The organism is Alteromonas sp. 14N.309.X.WAT.G.H12, assembly GCF_036697315.1.
Taxonomy (GTDB): Bacteria; Pseudomonadota; Gammaproteobacteria; order Enterobacterales; family Alteromonadaceae; genus Alteromonas.
In genome coordinates this window covers 1-17,951 of the sequence record NZ_JBAHZB010000015.1, presented here as the reverse complement: position 1 = coordinate 17,951, position 17,951 = coordinate 1, and the positions used below count along the sequence as shown (strand labels likewise).

17 protein-coding genes and 1 pseudogene are annotated in these 17,951 nt (G+C 46.1%); 9 read left to right on the top strand and 9 right to left on the bottom strand.

From position 1 onward, the window contains the following. Nucleotides 1–33 precede the first annotated feature (33 nt). The 5 genes from V5298_RS07005 to V5298_RS06985 all read right to left on the bottom strand — a co-directional run bounded on the left by V5298_RS07005 (nt 34) and on the right by V5298_RS06985 (nt 5,946). Nucleotides 34–1,410 (bottom strand): DUF4397 domain-containing protein, encoded by a 1,377-nt coding sequence (locus V5298_RS07005; RefSeq protein ID WP_332930751.1) that lies wholly within the window; start codon nt 1,408–1,410, stop codon nt 34–36. Nucleotides 1,411–1,664: 254 nt separating this feature from the next. Next, entirely contained in the window at nt 1,665–2,405 is a 741-nt protein-coding gene (gene rlmB / locus V5298_RS07000) for a 23S rRNA (guanosine(2251)-2'-O)-methyltransferase RlmB (protein ID WP_332930750.1), read from the bottom strand. Then, nucleotides 2,406–4,772, bottom strand: a complete 2,367-nt coding sequence (gene rnr / locus V5298_RS06995) for a ribonuclease R (protein ID WP_332930749.1) — start codon at nt 4,770–4,772, stop codon at nt 2,406–2,408. 150 nt (nt 4,773–4,922) lie between these two features. Next, on the bottom strand, nt 4,923–5,531 hold the full coding sequence (locus V5298_RS06990) for a tetratricopeptide repeat protein (protein ID WP_332930785.1): 609 nt from the start codon (nt 5,529–5,531) through the stop codon (nt 4,923–4,925). A gap of 169 nt (nt 5,532–5,700) precedes the next feature. Continuing rightward, nucleotides 5,701–5,946, bottom strand: coding sequence for a TIGR02647 family protein (locus V5298_RS06985; RefSeq protein WP_332930748.1), 246 nt, complete (start codon nt 5,944–5,946; stop codon nt 5,701–5,703). 263 nt (nt 5,947–6,209) lie between these two features. Between V5298_RS06985 and ubiD the strand changes: the two genes are divergently transcribed. The 4 genes from ubiD to V5298_RS06965 all read left to right on the top strand — a co-directional run bounded on the left by ubiD (nt 6,210) and on the right by V5298_RS06965 (nt 11,001). Further along, nucleotides 6,210–7,679 (top strand): 4-hydroxy-3-polyprenylbenzoate decarboxylase, encoded by a 1,470-nt coding sequence (ubiD, locus tag V5298_RS06980; RefSeq protein WP_332930747.1) that lies wholly within the window; start codon nt 6,210–6,212, stop codon nt 7,677–7,679. 90 nt (nt 7,680–7,769) lie between these two features. Then, nucleotides 7,770–8,465, top strand: coding sequence for an NAD(P)H-flavin reductase (gene fre, locus V5298_RS06975; RefSeq protein WP_332930746.1), 696 nt, complete (start codon nt 7,770–7,772; stop codon nt 8,463–8,465). An 82-nt stretch (nt 8,466–8,547) separates the two neighbouring features. After that, nucleotides 8,548–9,882 (top strand): M28 family metallopeptidase, encoded by a 1,335-nt coding sequence (locus V5298_RS06970; RefSeq protein ID WP_332930784.1) that lies wholly within the window; start codon nt 8,548–8,550, stop codon nt 9,880–9,882. A gap of 132 nt (nt 9,883–10,014) precedes the next feature. Continuing rightward, a complete protein-coding gene (locus V5298_RS06965) occupies nt 10,015–11,001 on the top strand; it encodes a transporter substrate-binding domain-containing protein (RefSeq protein ID WP_332930745.1) in 987 nt (328 codons plus the stop codon). A 429-nt stretch (nt 11,002–11,430) separates the two neighbouring features. On the opposite strand, the gene V5298_RS06960 is transcribed toward V5298_RS06965, so the two are convergent. Next, a complete protein-coding gene (locus tag V5298_RS06960; protein WP_332930744.1) occupies nt 11,431–11,904 on the bottom strand; it encodes an Lrp/AsnC family transcriptional regulator in 474 nt (157 codons plus the stop codon). A 239-nt stretch (nt 11,905–12,143) separates the two neighbouring features. Between V5298_RS06960 and tatA the strand changes: the two genes are divergently transcribed. The 5 genes from tatA to V5298_RS06935 all read left to right on the top strand — a co-directional run bounded on the left by tatA (nt 12,144) and on the right by V5298_RS06935 (nt 15,729). Next, nucleotides 12,144–12,380 carry a twin-arginine translocase TatA/TatE family subunit gene (gene tatA, locus V5298_RS06955; RefSeq protein WP_332930743.1) on the top strand — a complete coding sequence of 79 codons (237 nt, stop codon included), beginning with the start codon at nt 12,144–12,146 and terminating at the stop codon, nt 12,378–12,380. Then, nucleotides 12,373–12,759, top strand: a complete 387-nt coding sequence (locus V5298_RS06950) for a preprotein translocase subunit TatB (RefSeq protein ID WP_332930742.1) — start codon at nt 12,373–12,375, stop codon at nt 12,757–12,759. Before tatA ends, V5298_RS06950 begins: the two co-directional genes overlap by 8 nt. Next, on the top strand, nt 12,752–13,546 hold the full coding sequence (tatC, locus tag V5298_RS06945) for a twin-arginine translocase subunit TatC (protein WP_332930741.1): 795 nt from the start codon (nt 12,752–12,754) through the stop codon (nt 13,544–13,546). Before V5298_RS06950 ends, tatC begins: the two co-directional genes overlap by 8 nt. A gap of 153 nt (nt 13,547–13,699) precedes the next feature. Further along, the gene (locus V5298_RS06940; protein ID WP_332930740.1) at nt 13,700–15,124 is read left to right on the top strand and encodes an alkaline phosphatase PhoX; all 1,425 of its coding nucleotides are present in this window, start codon (nt 13,700–13,702) and stop codon (nt 15,122–15,124) included. Nucleotides 15,125–15,180: 56 nt separating this feature from the next. Further along, nucleotides 15,181–15,729 carry a PEP-CTERM sorting domain-containing protein gene (locus tag V5298_RS06935; RefSeq protein WP_332930739.1) on the top strand — a complete coding sequence of 183 codons (549 nt, stop codon included), beginning with the start codon at nt 15,181–15,183 and terminating at the stop codon, nt 15,727–15,729. A gap of 42 nt (nt 15,730–15,771) precedes the next feature. Here V5298_RS06935 and V5298_RS06930 read toward each other — a convergent pair whose 3' ends face one another. The 3 genes and pseudogenes from V5298_RS06930 to ubiB all read right to left on the bottom strand — a co-directional run. Next, nucleotides 15,772–16,479 (bottom strand): hypothetical protein, encoded by a 708-nt coding sequence (locus V5298_RS06930; RefSeq protein ID WP_332930738.1) that lies wholly within the window; start codon nt 16,477–16,479, stop codon nt 15,772–15,774. A 271-nt stretch (nt 16,480–16,750) separates the two neighbouring features. After that, nucleotides 16,751–16,960, bottom strand: a complete 210-nt coding sequence (gene cspE, locus V5298_RS06925) for a transcription antiterminator/RNA stability regulator CspE (RefSeq protein ID WP_216027005.1) — start codon at nt 16,958–16,960, stop codon at nt 16,751–16,753. Between the two features lie 293 nt (nt 16,961–17,253). Continuing rightward, a pseudogene (gene ubiB, locus V5298_RS06920) lies at nt 17,254–17,951 on the bottom strand (ubiquinone biosynthesis regulatory protein kinase UbiB); the annotation flags it as partial.

The following is a 17,951-nucleotide window of genomic DNA, read 5'->3' as shown; positions in this document are numbered from 1 at the left end:
AAGATGCCGGCCAGTTAGGCGTCAACCGCTCTATTAATACAGGATATTGACCTCATAACCGGTAGTAGAATCTGCTGAAGGTTCAAGAGTAACAATGTAGTTTTCATCTTCGGTGAAACCATACAGCTCGGTTCTATCCAGTAAGATTTGCTCATCGTTATCATCTTCGTATACAGCAATAACTTCGTAGTAATCTTCAGGCAGAACCAATGTGCCACTTTCCTCAAATTCCATGTTCAATTTGTAATAGTCGGCGGTATCAATGGTTTCATCATTACGCACCAAGTAAAAATCGATGTCATCGAAGTCATCGGATAAGTTCACAAAACTCACAGTCTTGTCATAAGACTGAGGCAGATCACTTTCTACAAAGGAGTTAGCACTGAATTTACTACCGGCTAAGTCAATCATGATTGCCTTACTTTCACCTTGGTTTAAGGTAACAAGCTTATTATTCAGCGACGTAATGTCGGAGTCATCACTTTCTACTGTGATGCGATAGTCACCATAGCTAATATTAGAAAAGTCAGATAATTCGTCAGCACTCAACGTCAACACCGTATCATCTACGCCATCTTCACCACCAAAGGTCACAGTAACATCATAGTCTGTACTGTTGTAAATACGGTACTGGGCATCAGCATCAACATCGGTAATATTAGTCACAGAGGTTGAATTTAATATCGCATCTACAGACATACTATCGCTATCATCCAATGCACCACTTAAGTCACGTACTGCAAGTACATACTCAGTGTCGTAATCAAAATCCAATGTGGTTGATTCTAGCAATACATCAGTTTCACCGGGTTCGGTTATGTAGATGGTATATTCGTCTTCGTCGAAATCGTCGCTGTCGTCATCTGGATCCCAGTATTCAAGTTCGTTTAACTCACCATAGGTCATAGTGCCTAAGTAGTAAGCCGCTTCGAAGGGGTCACCGTTTTCACTCATGTAGAAATCATACTGGCTTTGATCTTCGCGCACGCTGGTTACGAACAGGCGGAAATGGTCGTCAAGAGATTCACGCTTAAACTGAAATTCAGTCCAATCGGGATCATCAAAATCACCACTTAATACAATAAGGGTTTTGTAACCGGTTTTAAGTTTCACGGTCATTTCATGTAACGAGACTTCTTCATCGTCTGAATCTAAGCGGACAAACTCTAAATCTGTGCTACCAGAATCAAGTGATATCAACGACGTAGTATCACCGAATTGGGCTGACCCTAAATCATCGCCATCTTCATCCTGCATATAAACCGTGGAACCATTAGGAGAAGCATTATAAAACTGTAAATAAGCGTATGAATAATCAGAGCTGCCACTGCCACCACAGGCAGTAAGCCCTGCAGTTACGGCGAGCACGGCTGCTAATTTCATCAGCGACGTGAGTGTTCGAAATACCATAAAAACGTAAATCCTTAACTAAAAGTGGTGTTTGAGCAACGACATTTGCCGAAGCCACATTCTACAGCGAAGCCGCATTATACAGCATTATATTACCCTGTTAAGTCTTAACGAGACCGAGGCTAGTTCATAGCTTTACCAAATCTTTACAAATGTAACACTTTGCATATTTCGATAAAATTTCAAGTCATTTTCGAAAAAAAACAGGTAGCACGACGTACAAAATGCAAACGCTGACCCCGTAATATAATCTTTTATTGCTGACGTTGCCTAACTATTTCATACAAGCAAACGCCCGTCGCCACAGAAACGTTCAACGAGGACACGGCACCGGCCATGGGTAATTTAATCAACTGGTCACAATGCTCGCGGGTTAAACGCCGCATGCCTTTGCCTTCCGCGCCCATCACCAGTGCCGTTGGTCCGGTCAGGCTTACATCGTAAAGGGTTTGTTGCGCTTCGCCAGCCGTACCTGTGACCCACACGCCCTTATCCTGCATATGTTTTAAAGTACGGGCTAAATTCGTTACCTGTATAAAGGGGACGGATTCGGCAGCGCCGCAAGCCACTTTACGTACTGTTGCAGTCAATCCACCGGCTTTATCTTTAGGAACCACCACCGCATGAACACCGGCGGCGTCAGCGGTACGTAAACACGCACCGATATTGTGAGGATCGGTAACCCCATCAAGAACCAAGATGAAAGGCTCAGAGTGGTTCTCAAGTAACCGGTCTAAATCATTTTCATCCATCGCCCGTTGCGGCTTAGCCCTAGCAACGACGCCTTGGTGCTGTTCACCCTGCACTTTGTCGTCCAAGACTTTGCGCTGACAAAACTGAACACTAATTCCAAAACGGCGAGCTTGATTAACAATTTGGGTTAAGCGGGCATCATCCCGGCCTTTTAGCGCAAATATTTCAATTACCCGTTCTGGCTCATTTTCCAGTACTGCCTGCATGGCATGCAGGCCATATAGCCATTCTTGTTGTGCCATCTATTTCTTTTTACCTTTACCCGCACGGGAACGGGACTTTTTCGGGCCACGTTCTGCGTTATTACTTTTATCTTGTTGCTGTTTACCGTTGGTCGCCTTGCGCTTGTTATTCTCTTTGCGACCACCGTCGTTACGGCCCCGTTCTTTTTTACCCGATTTAGCACGCACGCTGACTTTTTTACCGCCAGGCCCTTTTAAGGTTGCACTGTCTAACACCAAATCGATTTTCCGTTCATCCAAATTAACAGCAGCCACTTTCACAATAAGCGTATCGCCCAAACGGAATTGACGAGCGCCAGACTCACCTACTAGGGTTTGCTTAACATCGTCATAACGGTAGTAATCATCGTCTAAGGAGGTTATGTGAACTAAGCCATCAATATGGTATTCGGTAATGCGTACAAACAGCCCGAAATTGGTAACGGAACTCACCACGCCTTCAAAACTTGAGCCCACGTGATCTTGCATAAATTCACACTTTAGCCAATCCGATACGTCACGGGTGGCGTCATCGGCCCGACGTTCGGTGGTGGAACATTGTTCACCTAACTGATCGATTTCTTCATCGGTATAGGCTTTGGCACCGTGTACCTTTTGTTTCTGTTTTTTGAGTATGGCTTTAATTGCCCGATGGACCACGAGATCAGGATACCGACGAATAGGCGAGGTAAAATGCGCATACGCATCAAGTGCCAAGCCAAAGTGCCCCACATTATCGCCGCCATAAACGGCTTGCTTCATCGAACGCAATAACATGGTTTGGATCAATTCTTGATCCGGTCTGCCTTTGGTTTTGTTTACCACATCGGTAAAATCTGCCGGCTTTGCCTCTTCGGTTATGCGATGAGGCACACCAATTTCACTTAAATAAGCAGTAAAGGCCGTCAGCCGGTCGGCATCCGGTTTATCATGCACCCGATAAAGGGCGGGCATAGCATGCTTCTCAAGAAATTGTGCCGCACTGACGTTCGCCATGATCATACATTCTTCAATCATTTTGTGAGCGTCGTTGCGTACCACCGGCACGATGTTCTCTATTTTGCGCTGGGCATTGAAAACAAACTTGCTTTCCTGGGTTTCAAATTCGATGGCTCCCCGTTGCAGTCGGGATTTTTTTAACGCCCGATATAAATCATGCAAATTACGTAAGTGGGGTACTTGTTCAGCATACCGCTGATTTAAGGTTTTATCCCCTTGCAGGATTTGCCAAACTTTTGTGTAGGTCAGTCTTGCGTGGGAATTCATCACCGCTTCATAAAACTGAAAACCGTCTAGTTTCCCCTGTTCTGTGATGGTCATTTCACACACCATACAAAGGCGATCGACCTCGGGGTTCAGTGAACACAATCCGTTAGACAGCACTTCAGGCAACATGGGGATCACTTGCTCAGGGAAATAAACCGAATTTCCCCGGTTCTGTGCTTCGTTGTCTAGTGCGGTGCCCAGTTTCACATAGCTACTGACATCGGCAATGGCCACCCATAGCTGCCAACCGCCATTATCCAGCGGTTCACAAAAGACCGCATCATCGAAATCTCTGGCATCTTCGCCATCAATGGTTACTAATGGTAATTGTCGCAGATCGACGCGGCCGGTTTTGCTTTCTTCAGGCACTTCATTACCGAACTTTGTCACATAACGCTCGACCGCTTTGGGCCAAACATGAGGAATATCGTAGGTGCGCAGGGCCATTTCGATTTCCATTCCAGGTGCCATATGTTCACCCAGAATTTCAATGATTTTCCCCACCGGGCTCACCCGCCGACGGGGACGTTGGGTGATTTCCACCACCACAACCTGACCCATTCTCGCCCCTTTCGTGGCGTCGGGTGGAATAATAATTTCGTGCTGCAAGCGACTATCGTCTGGCACGACAACCGCCATGCCATTTTCAACGAAGAAGCGGCCAACAATAGGCTCGCTACGGGGTTCAATCACCTGATTGATAAAGGCTTCTCGTCTGCCCCGACGATCAGTGCCACTTTCTCGGGCTTCCACAATATCGTCGTGCATAAACAGGTTCATCTGACCTGCTGTAATGTATAAATCGCCGCTGTTATCTTCCGGACGTAAAAAGCCAAAGCCGTCGCGGTGACCAATAACCCGACCGCGGATCAGTTCGTCGCGGTTCTGCAATGCGTACTTTTTCTGTTTATTGAATTGAATTTGGCCTTGTCTTTCCATAGCGCGGAGGCGCCTTTGGATGCCGATGCGGCTCTCTTCATCGGTTGCATTTACTAACGAGCAAATTTCAAGAAAGGACAAAGGCTTGCCTTGTTCTTTCATTACAGACATTAAAAATTCCCGGCTAGCTACCGGTTTGTCGTATTTTTCTTTTTCTCGTTGAAAATGGGGATCGTCGTTCATGTACTCTCTTTTTTAATTTAATTTGCCCCTAGTATAACAGTTATCTGGTGAAAACATCGCCTAGTTCGACGGTTATCATTTTGTTGTTGCAGTAATTTTGTCATAAAACGCGACAAAGGCTGGGCTCTTACTAAAGGTAAAATGGTGAATTTAGCTGTCCATCGGTCTGCGGGCATTACGTACCGCTTTAGGATGCATCAATTTTTCTAATTGCCCAAGGTAGGAGGCAATTTGCTGATGAACGGCTTTGTCATCGGTTACCGCATTGTACAACCAATGATAGGCATCTTCATAGTCATAAGGGCTGCCATAGCCATCAACAAATAACTGGGCAAGTTCTAACTGGGCTTTTAAAAATCCCATCGCGGCAGCTTCTCTAAGATAAAACACCGCCCGCTGTTTATCCTGTTGTACGAGTGTGCCTTTGGCGTAATAACGGCCCATTTGTTCAAGGGCGGCGGGCAACCCTTGTTCTGAAGCATCACGCATAAAACTAATGCCACGTTTAGGATCCGCATCAACACATACGCCCCAGGCTAACATGTCACCCCATAAAAATTGATAAGCAGGCTCTTTCAGCACTTCCGCGTGGGCTTCAATGTCTTGCACTAATTGACAACGATCCGCGACAACGCGGTTAAGGTGGGTATTTTTATTGATCATGGCAATCAGCTCGTCCTGCGTATAGAGCTGTACCGCTTTAAGTTCTTCAGACAACACAGACACAGAAAACAACATACACAAGGCAGCAGTGAACATGGAGAAATTACGTTTTATCATCGGCGCAACCTGACACAGGAAAGAAAATTAATAGCACGAACAGCAAAGTAATCGTTACATTGCTGCACCCACTTTATCAGTATCGACCAAATGACAGAATTCTTAAACCCGGTATAACGGGTTTCAACAAATCATAAAACCGGCCGACTTAATTGAGTTTCATTGACAACGCCACCTGCAAGGTACGGGCGTGCTCGGCGAGATCAATGCCTAAATCGGTTAAATAACCGCCATCTGGCTGGGTGATAATGCCTTTTGAATAAAGCCGTTCTGCGGCGTGAACTACAGTTTGGCTTGCATCATTATGAATTTTTAACCCTTGCATAAGACTGGATGCGGGGAAACGAAGAAGAAGATTTAACTCGTCGACCATATTCTGATCTACTAACACCATCACGCTCTCCTGAAATTAATTATTTTCGTAAGCGCAGTGAGAAAAACCAAGCAATCACAGCAACCTACTTCAACGCTATAACACTATCATTTTGTCGCGCTGTCCACCTTAATTTAGACCATAATGTTAATAATATGCCAACATAAAGCGGTTTAAGATGGGAGGATGAATTTGGCAACGGGATTCTCGGCAGTGATCACAACCGCCGTCACAATGATATACTGCCCCCCATCATTGTATGACGCGCGGTAAAAGCAGCCACCATGAAATATAAAGACCTGCGGGATTTTATTCAGCAACTGGAAGCAAAAGGTGAACTCAAACGTATCACCCAAGAGATAGACACCAATCTTGAAATGACTGAAATTGCCGATCGCACCTTGCGTGCAAAAGGGCCGGCATTGTTATTTGAAAACCCCAAAGGCTCGGATATTCCGGTACTGGCGAATTTATTTGGTACTCCTGAGCGGGTCGCCATGGGCATGGGTCAAACCTCCGTCGCCGCGTTAAGAGAAGTGGGTACGCTACTGGCGTATCTAAAAGAGCCCGAGCCACCGAAAGGCTTGAAAGATTTGTGGGAAAAATTGCCGGTATTTAAGCAAGTATTGAACATGCCGGCGAAAGAAGTGAAAAAAGCGCCCTGTCAGGAAGTCGTGATTTCCGGCGACGACGTTGATTTATCTCTGCTTCCCATTCAACGATGCTGGCCAGAAGATGCGGCACCATTGATAACCTGGGGACTAACGGTTACCAAAGGCCCACATAAAAAACGCCAAAATTTGGGCATTTATCGCCAACAGGTTATTGGCAAAAATAAAGTGATTATGCGCTGGTTGTCTCACCGTGGCGGTGCTCTGGACTTTAGAGAATGGTGCCAAACCCATCCAGGCGAACCTTATCCGGTTTCGGTAGCCCTCGGCGCTGATCCTGCCACCATACTCGGCGCGGTCACCCCAGTACCCGACACCTTATCAGAATACGCATTCGCAGGACTGCTGCGAGGCAGCAAAACCGAAGTGGTAAAATCCATCAGCAATCAATTGCAGGTACCGGCCAGCGCAGAAATTGTTCTTGAAGGCTATATTGCTCAAGATGAAACGGCCCCTGAAGGCCCTTATGGCGACCACACCGGCTACTACAACGAGGTGGATGACTTCCCTGTTTTTACGGTCACTCACATTACCCATCGCAAACAGCCTATTTACCATTCTACCTACACCGGACGGCCACCGGATGAGCCCGCTATTTTAGGTGTGGCCCTTAATGAAGTGTTTGTGCCCATTTTACAAAAACAATTCCCGGAAATTGTGGATTTTTACCTGCCACCGGAAGGGTGCTCCTATCGTATGGCCGTGGTTACCATGAAAAAACAATATCCAGGTCACGCCAAACGGGTCATGATGGGTGTGTGGTCATTCCTGCGACAATTTATGTATACCAAATTTGTGATTGTTTGCGATGATGATGTGGACGCCAGAAACTGGGAAGATGTGATCTGGGCCATCACCACACGTATGGATCCCGCCAGAGATACTGTACTCATTGAAAACACCCCCATTGATTATCTCGATTTTGCCTCACCGGTATCAGGCCTAGGCTCGAAAATGGGCATGGATGCCACCAACAAAATGCCCGGGGAAACGGATCGGGAATGGGGAACCCCGATTGTGATGGATGCCGACGTTAAACAGCGTGTAGATGACATCTGGGATGAACTTGGTATCATGAATTAATTTTCACGTGCCCATCGCCACCAAGCAGAGTCTTCTGCAACGTCGCCATGGGTGCCTGTTGGCTTCTTTTTTTAAATCAATTGAGTAACTATGTCGGAATTTGAATGTAAGGTCGCGTCGATTACGCCGTTAACCGAGGTTGTATACAAGGTAGAACTCATCCCTGCACAGCCTGTGGATTTTCAAGCAGGTCAGTACATCATGGTGCATATGGGTGAAAAAGATCAACGCCCCTTTTCTATTGCCAACCCGGCGTATGATAACGGCCGTATCGAATTACATATCGGTGCGGATGAAAATAATGCGTATGCTAATGAAGTGCTAACCAAAATGCGCAACGATGGCGTCATTCGCATCAGTGGCGGGCACGGCGAGGCTATCTTACATGCCGATGGTACGCCCATCATTTTGATTGCCGGCGGTACAGGCTTTTCCTATACTTGGTCTATATTACAACAGTTATTCAATGTTGCGCCTGATACTCCCGTGTCATTGTATTGGGGTGGACGCCACGAAAAAGATCTCTATTTGTCTGCTGAGTTAACGGCCCTCGCGGCCAAATACGCTAACTTTACCTTTGCCCCTGTGGTGGAATTTCCCGCAGAAGATTGGCAAGGACGCACCGGCTACGTACATAAAGCGGTAATGGAAGACTTCCCAGATTTATCGAATAAACAAATCTATATCGCCGGTCGGTTTGAGATGGCGAAAATTGCCCGCGATGATTTTGCCACCTGTGGCTTGGATACCAGCAAGCTGTACGGTGACGCCTACGCATTCCTATAAAGTCACGCAGTAATAAGCGTGGCAAATTATAACAAAGACAGAAGGAGAGTTTATGTTGTCACGCACACTCGTTGGCGCAACCATGTTAATGACTACCACAACATTTGCCGCCCCCGTATTCCACGATGATCCCCGCCTGCACGATATTGCAGAGGGGATTTCCGCCAAGCGTATAGAAAGCGATATTACTACCTTGGTTAATTTTGGTACCCGACACACCTTATCAGAGACCCAATCTGACAGCCGGGGGATAGGTGCAGCCAGACGATGGATAAAAGCGGAATTTGACAAGATCTCCGCCGACTGTGGCGGTTGTTTAGAAGTGATCACCGTTAGTGACACTATTAGTGGCGAGAAACGCATTCCCGACCCTGTTGAAGTGGTAAACGTCATCGCTATTCAGCGGGGAACATCGGATCCCAATAGGTACGTCATTATGTCTGGCGACATTGACTCTCGTGTGTCCGACGTAATGGATTACACCTCAGATAGCCCAGGCGCGAATGATAATGCATCGGGTGTTGCTGGCACCCTTGAAGCAGCCCGAGTACTAAGCCAATACAGTTTTAACGGCACCATCGTGTATGCGGCCCTATCTGGCGAAGAGCAAGGCTTGTTTGGCGGCAAAATATTAGCGGCGAAAGCCAAGCAAGAAGGCTGGCGTATAAAGGCCGTACTAAATAACGACATGATCGGTAATATAGAGGGCGTAAATGGCGTTATCGATAACAGTACGGCTCGTATCTTTGCCGAAGGGACACGGGTAACTGAAACTGACGCCGAAGCCCGTACCCGTCGTTTTACCGGCGGTGAAGTCGACTCACCCAGCCGCAACTTGGCGCGTTACATCGACCGCCTTGCCGATCAATACATTGAAAACCTCGATACCATGGTGATTTACCGACTGGATCGTTTTGGACGTGGCGGCCACCATCGCCCCTTTAACGATTTAGGCTATCCGGGGATCCGCATTATGGAGACCAATGAAAACTACACCCGCCAACATCAAGACTTACGTACCGAAAACGGCATTGTGTACGGCGATACCCTCGACGGAGTGGATTTTAACTATGTCGCAAAACTGACGGGGCTCAATGCAGTGAGTCTGGCCGCCATGTCCTGGGCACCGAATCCGCCAGCTAAGGTGAGCATTGAAGGAGCCGTACAGCCTTCAACAACCCTACGCTGGCAAGCATTGGATGAAACCCAAAACCCACAACTAGCCGGCTACAAAGTCTACTGGCGTTATACGGATGCGCCACAATGGCAATTTAGCCGGTATGTGGGCAATGTCACCGAAGCCACGCTAAAGAATATTGTTATTGATAACTACTTTTTTGGGGTGGCAAGTGTCAGTCAATCCGGTATTGAAAGTCCCATTGTCTTTCCCGGTGCCGCAGGCAGTTTCGGCGACTGACCCCCATCATCAACGGTAAACCGTAAAAGCGTGGCAACTTGTCGCGCTTTTTTTCATTTATTATAGGTTTCTCCTACACTTTTATAACAATAACCTATACCGTGGTTCATTGAACTACTTAGGAAGTATTTAATGATAAGAGTATGTAGTTTTCTCTCTATACTGGTTACCGTCTGTTTTTCTGCCACTACCTCGGCGCAAATTAAATTAGGTGCTTCGTCGTTAGCGACTTATGTAGATAATGGTGGTGAGCCAGCAAAACTTAATCGCATTGTCGAAGAAGCCTTTACCCGAATGGATGAAGACGTCCAGTTACAGGTTTTACGCCGCGCATTTTTAGGCAGCGCCCTAAGTGCGGGACAAATTGACGGTGAGTTTGCCTTTATCGACCTCGACCATAAAAAAACCGATATCCTGCACTCAACCCCTTACTTGCCGTTAAAACTGTATGTGGCCAGCAAACGCCCCAATGTTTCTGACATCAATGTAGTTGCTCAATTGCGCGACAGCCGTATTGCCATTGAAAACCGGTTTGCTAATACCGACCAAATACGCGCTATTCGAGAAGTAAAATGGTCACGAAACCCCACCACCTTTGATGCTTTTCGCCAGTTTGCCGATGATCGCGCCCCTTTTTTAATGACATCCGCCCTGTTAATCGATGAATTTAATCGTTTGCTGTTAAAAGACAACGAAGAACCGGTGTTTCGTTCGGCCGCTCCGCTAATTGAAGGCGGGTTTTATCTAACCCTTTCTGATAACAACGAAGCCAACGCCCAATTGATTGAACGTTTCAATGCCACCATCGATTCCATGCAAACCGATGGAAGTTACAATCGCCTTCTCGGTTTATCTTGGTTAATAAAGGATGTGAACAACGATGGTGTCGGTGATTATATTTCGTCAAAAGCAGTGCCACACCAGATGGAAAAAACGGCGCTGCTCCAAGCCTATGATCTGGACAATAGCCAGCCTGGCACTGGATCACTGTTTATTATTGATGGCACGGAATACCATTCTTGGGAAGAAATTGAGACAATTATTGACAAAACGACGCCCACAATGCGAAATAGCCTGCTCGATCCTGAGATCTACAAAAAAATTGTTCGCCAATGGTAAACATCACGACATAAAAATTAAATATATAAAAATCAAAAGGTTACATAAAAAACACTTGATTTAAGTATCGTTAATCATATCTTTTTGTCGTTAAGTGAACTTTTTTTCGCTGTAACACGTTAGACATATTACTGTCATAATACTATGATAGTAACGGGTAAATAGAAAGGAGGGCTCATTTTTATGCATGCATTGACCAAGTCATTTTCGCGCTTTTTTGAGCGAGCTCACCCATATACAGTTGCATACTATATTGGAAGGAAAAATGCTGAGAAGATTTTTGATTGCAAGATCAAGAAGAAATCCAAGCTGCTCGCAAAAGCGAATCACTAGCAAAAGCTTAAACACCCGTTAAATAGGCCTTAATTTTAAGGCCTATTTTTATTTGGGCTGCAAAGAAGTTGTCTGTTATCTCCCCGTCACTCTAATTTATAAATGTGCCAATGGCATTTCAGTTGAGTATTTGATTTGCTCCATGGCAAAACTCGATGTCACATCACTTAAATCGATGCCAGCGACGAGCCGCTTGTAGAAATGATCAAAACTTGCCATATCGGTAACCAGTACCTTCAACAGATAATCATACTCGCCTGACATGCGATAAAACTCCACCACCTCTTCAAAACCGGCGGCATGTTGCGCAAACTTATCCAACCATTTATCGTCATGCTTTGCGGCCTTCACTTGCACAAATACAGTCATCGCTAACCCCAGTCGTTTGGCGCTGACAAGGGCGACGCGCCGCGTGATGTAACCATCTCGTTGTAGTCGCTGAATCCGGCGCCAACAGGGTGTTGAAGTAAGTCCGACCGCTTCTGCTATATCATTAACGGGGGTTTCACAGTTACTTTGTAGTAAAGACAAAATGGCTTTGTCGGTTCTATCCAAGGTCTCGTTTTTCATTACGTTTTGTTAGGCCTTCTATTGATGTTCCAAATAGTACGCAAAATTACCCAAAATAGCTTCCTCTATGCAGGGGGATTTTTACTCTGCTTGTGCTTATCTGGTGTGCTCAAACAGCGCCCTTTATCGCAGGCGCTTTTCACTGTCGATTTTTCTCACAATTTGTTCATAAATCTTTCACTGTCTGGTCACAAAACCAGTACAGCATAGGTGGTCACATCTTCTGGCAGGTTCAATTTATGGGTTTTAATATCTGGCAACTTTTGTTGGTGCTTATCGTGGTGATTTTGCTGTTCGGCAGAGGGCGAATTCCCGCGCTTATGGGCGACCTTGCCAGTGGCATTAAAAGCTTTAAGCAGGGCTTAAACGATGCACCTGCCACCGCTGAATCTACCAGCGACAGTACAGCGATCCCCCCTCCCTCCGCAACCTGTGCTGTCAAAGCGGCTCAGCAACAGGAAGATCCCCATGCTTGATTTAAGTTGGCCTGAGCTTTTTTTCGTAGCGGTTTTAGCCCTGGTGATCATTGGACCAAAAGATTTGCCCGAACTGTTTCAGCTGTTTACCAAATTAGTCAGCAAACTTCGTCGCATGTATGGCGATATACAAGGCAGCATGGCCCAGCTACAAAAAGAGGTAAATATTGTCTCGGGCAAAGCCCAACCCGGTGACGACAGTTGGCGCGATTTTTTGCCTCCAGAAGTACGTGGATTGCCCAAAGATTTTGTGCCCGGCTCCCTCTCTGCCGATGAGCACAAAGCCCGACGCCAACGCATTGAATTAGCGCGCCAACAAGCCACGTCTCAAAATACGACAGCGAGTGACACCCCAATTGAGGAAAAAGACAATGGCTAGTGTCTCGGTGAACGATTCAAAAGCGCCCCTCCTTACCCACCTTGTGGAATTGCGCAGCCGGCTACTTTATTGTCTGGCCTTTTTTCTCTGCGTTTTTGGTGTGTCGTATTATTTCTCGGTAGAAATTTATCAGTTTTTGCAACAACCTTTAGCTGCTCAATTTGACGGTACCGGGCAACGCCGCATGATCTACACCGGCTTACAGGAAGCCTTTTTTACCTATATGAAAGTGGCGTTTTTTAGCGCCTTGTTTTTCTCTATTCCGTTAATGCTGATCCAAGTATGGCGTTTCTTGTCTCCAGGTATGTATCAACACGAAAAAAAGGGCATGTTACCGCTATTTTTAATGACCCCTGTGCTGTTTGTAACTGGTGCGGCACTGGCTTTTTACCTTGTAATGCCTGCAGCATGGGAATTTTTTATTAGCTTTGAAACTGCCGGTAGTGACGACGCTATTCGAGTAGAGCTGGAAGCCAAGGTGAGTGAATATTTGTCCTTGGTCATTAAGCTTATACTTGCCTTTGGTCTATGTTTCGAGCTGCCGGTATTTTTACTGGTATTGGCAAAAGCCAAATTGATCACCGCACAGACACTCCGTCACTATCGCCGTCATGCCATTGTGATCATTTTTCTGTTAGCCGCCTTTATTACCCCACCCGACCTTATCTCCCAAATAGCCCTTGGTACACCCATTATCTTGCTCTACGAGCTCTCGGTTCTGCTAGTGGCCATGGGTGAAAGAAAGACAAGCCGTCATGACTCCACCACGTCTGAATCGATAAGTTAGTAATAAAGTTGTATTAAATATGTCAAAAATTTAGCGCAAGACCGTCATTTTTCCGCCGTACTGTAATAGTCAGCAACACCACGAGGAGCGGTATCCGTGATAAACGGGATTCCTGGCATGAAATCACCAGACATTTTGTATAGGTAAATAAAAATGACACAAAACACATCAAAGCGTATATCCAACCAGCCCGAAGTCAATCGCCGGGATTTTGTAAAAGGCGGCTCTGTGGTTGCAGCAAGCACGGCACTTGCGTCCTTGTCGTCAAAAGCGGCTACCCTTCCCTTCTCTTCCAGCTATGGCGAGCTTACAGTAAAGAATGACAACACCACAGGCTTACCTTTACTGGCACTACCTGAAGGGTTTGAGTACAGCTCCTACGGTTGGACAGGTCAAATTCAGTCAGACACGACCATTACACCTACGGATCACGATGGAATGGCTGTGGCCGCGGTAAAACAAAACATTATTTGTCTTGTGCGTAACCACGAACTCAGTGAGGGCGAAGGGACTAAATGTGACCCCATTAGTGGCAATGGTATCTACAACCCTGATCAATACGGCGGTACCACCAGTATCTTGTTTGATGTTGTAAACGGGCGCTTTTTGTCTTCTTACAACAGCCTGGGTGGCACCATAAGAAACTGTGCAGGTGGTGCCACACCTTGGGGAACTTGGTTGTCGTGCGAGGAAACTTATCAGTCAACAGGCGGCTTTGATCATGGTTACGTGTTTGAAGTACCAGGGTTTGGTATTTCTGATGGCGAGCCAATTCGGGATATGGGCCGTTTCTCTCATGAGGCCGTCGCCGTTGACCCTGCCACCGGCTTTGTTTACGAGACCGAAGATGCCGGTGAATCTTGTTTCTACAAATACGAGCCAACTGGCGAATGGGGCGATCTGAAATCCGGTGGCCGTCTGTATGCCATGGTATTAGACGGTACAAGTCGTGTGGATTTGCGCGGTGGCTTAGTAGAAGGCACTACCTGGGATGTTACCTGGCAGGAAGTGTTAGAACCCGAAGCCTTTACTGACCGCTGCTTTGACCAAGCCTCTAACGCCGCCATTATCGAGCGTGGCGAAGGTTGTTGGTACGATGATGGAAAAATCTATTTTGTCTCCACCTCGGGTGGCGCTGCCAATTTAGGCCAGATTTTCTGTTTTGACCCCCGCGCTCAACAACTGACGGTGATGTTTGAATCAACCAGCAGCCTTGATGTAGACGGCCCAGACAATATTGCAATTTCACCTCGCGGCAGCATCTTGATGTGTGAAGACGGTAGCTCGAATCCAAAACGCTTGGTAGGCCTCACCCAGTCCGGTGACACCTTTACCTTTTGTGAAAACCGCATCGAGCTTGATCAAGGCGACTTACAAACCATCGACAGCATATACCCGGGTGTTCTGGAAAACTTTTACGACTCTGTAGGTAGCTCTACTGACGGTTCAGAGCGCGCAAGCTTCACCAGCCGAGAGTGGTGTGGCGCCTGTTTTTACGGCCGTTGGTTGTTTGTCAACGTGCAATCGCCAGGTGTGACATTCGCCATTACCGGCCCGTGGGAAGACGGCGCACTATAAACAAAGACGGAGCCGGTACCGGCTCCCCTATTTAACACCTTATGGAAATAACAACGATGAAATACGTTCTATTTATTGCGGCTTTGTTCGTCGCATCAAGCGCCAATGCAGATATTTTTACTTTAGATTTAACCAGCGATAACAGCGGTGTGGTGTCGTCTAGCGACGGTTGGTTAGCAGAAAACACCGATGCTATAGATTTCTATACGTTCGAATTAACCACTGATACTGATATTGCCTTTTCCGTGTCTGCATTAACCTCCATTGGTCTAAGCCTGTATCAAGGTGACCTTACCAGCGATCCGTCCTTTCTGTTTAGTAACAGCAGCGATTTTATCGACTTTATGGGTAACACCTACACTTACCTAACGGGCACCAGTTCCTACTTCCCTAATGCAGGTGATAATACACTGTCTAGCGTTCTATTAAGCGCTGGCCTGTATACCTTGGCCTTAGGTGGCAATGAAGGTTTTGACTTTGGCAGTGTTGAATACGTGCTGACAAGCACAATTACCGGCACCCAAGTACCTGAGCCCTCATCTTATGCGTTAATACTGATGATGCTCACCACCATGGCTTGGCAATTTCGCAGCGCGAAAAAATAATCTGAATGGCGGGCTTGGCCTGCCGTTTTGCTTATCCCTTTATCAAAACCACCAAGGGTGGCTGAAATCGACAAATTCCGGGGCGATTTCCGCATTATAAGGCGGTGCAAATCCACGCCAGAAGACCCCTGCAAAACCCTCTTCTTTTATCACTAACTTCCCTTGTTCGGCATACGCTTTAAACAAGGCATTATAGGCAGCAATGGGAAACTGTGGGGTATTAGAGCGAAACACAACTGCGCCGCCATATTGCTCATACAACGCCTTGTTAATTTGCCATAATTTTACTTGTTCTTCCGCCACAACTTGCGGCTCTCGCTTTTGTGCTTGAGGCGTCGTGGATAACAAGGCATCCATGTCTTCATTCTTGTCATCTTGTTTGGCTACCGGTTTCTCAGGTACGTGTGAAGTCGCTTTAAGGCTATCGCCAAACACTTCCATAAAACGGGCAATTAACACAGGATCAGGCTCAATATGATGCGTTTTAGCATAGTCATCTAAAACGCCTTTGATAATTAAATCAGACAATTTTGCATACTTAAAATGGGCAACAGCCATTTCTTTTGATACGCCAAGTGTGCGAGCCACCATATTTAATTGATCTGCTGACGGCGTTACAGCACTTCCATAGATAGGCTTGCCCAACAGCAAAACCACCACATTTTCTTCGGCACGCACACTGACCGATAGTACCCCAAGACAAACAAAACATAAAAAAACACGAAGAAACCGATGAACGGGGAACAACATGAACGCTCCTTATTATTTTCCGCTTAGCTTTACTAAGCTATCAGTCTAATAGCGTATGTACACAGATTAACGGCCAATATCAAATTATCTTCTCGTAATTTATTGTAACCATGTACTACGAAGATGCACGAATTCTGGGTCAAATGGTGGTTTAACAGGACAAGAAATAAAAGAAAACAGAATGGACGACGGAAAGGAACCGCAAGAAGCAAATAATAAGAGTGATGTGAAGAGATAAAAAACGGCGGCTAATGCCACCGCTTTTCGGAAATCAGATAGCCTGTACGTTGGCAGCCTGAAGGCCTTTTTGACCTTGCTCGACTTCGAACTCAACTCGCTGACCTTCGTTCAGGGTTTTATACCCTTCAGAAACGATAGCACGAAAATGTACGAATACATCCTTATCGCCGCTATCCTGAGTCAGGAATCCATAACCTTTATCTGCGTTAAACCATTTAACGGTGCCTGTAACTTTAGACATGTAGACCTCAAAAACTTTCTATAAAACTGCGCACGAGGCGCTTTACTCGTGATCTATTTATGACGGGAAATTTGGGTCTTACATGGGATAGTGAAACAACCTACTACAATTACAAGCGTAACCAGAGCGTTTAACATCACGATAGAAACAAATTTATCTCGTCTTAAAAGACCGTTGGCAATACAGCCAAATTCACTATAACAGCTAGGAAAAAAAATGATACAAAAATTCACCTAACAAAAGAAAAATATCATATTGGTGTTACGAAACTGTCAGCAATACGTTACCCATTGCTATTTAGGATGACTGTGCCGCCACCCTCTTAACCAGCATCCTACCCCCACTACCACACTGGCCACAGGTAAGGTCCAATGCAAGCTGTACACTGGTAATATTGCCCCCACTACAACAAAGGTCGCGCCAACCACAACCCAGTGATTAGCCTTTGCCGTTTCCAGTTGTAAACGGGCCAACTCCTGTTGCCCTCGAGACATTTGGATAGGCAGCCCTTTCATTTGTTTGAGGCTGTCATAGAGCAAATCAGGAATATCCGGCAGTTTTTCCGACCAATAAGGCAGGTTGTCTTTTACTTTGTTAAACATGGATTTAACGCCAATCTGCTCTTTCATCCAGTTTTCAAGGAAGGGCTTGGCGGTTTGCCATAAATCTAACTGGGGGTATAACTGTCGACCTAAGCCTTCGATATATAATAAGGTTTTTTGCAGCAGAACCAGTTGTGGCTGCACCACCATATTAAAACGGCGTGCCGTATTAAACAGCTGTAACAACACATTACCGAAGGAAATCTCTGCCAGCGGCTTTTGAAATATAGGCTCACAAACCGTACGAATGGCCATTTCAAATTCGTCGATATTGGTGTCACCCGGTACCCACCCTGAGTCGGCATGAAGCTGGGCAACCTTGCGATAATCCCGATTAAAAAAAGCGATGAAATTCTCTGCAAGATAACGTTTATCGTCCTGATTAAGGG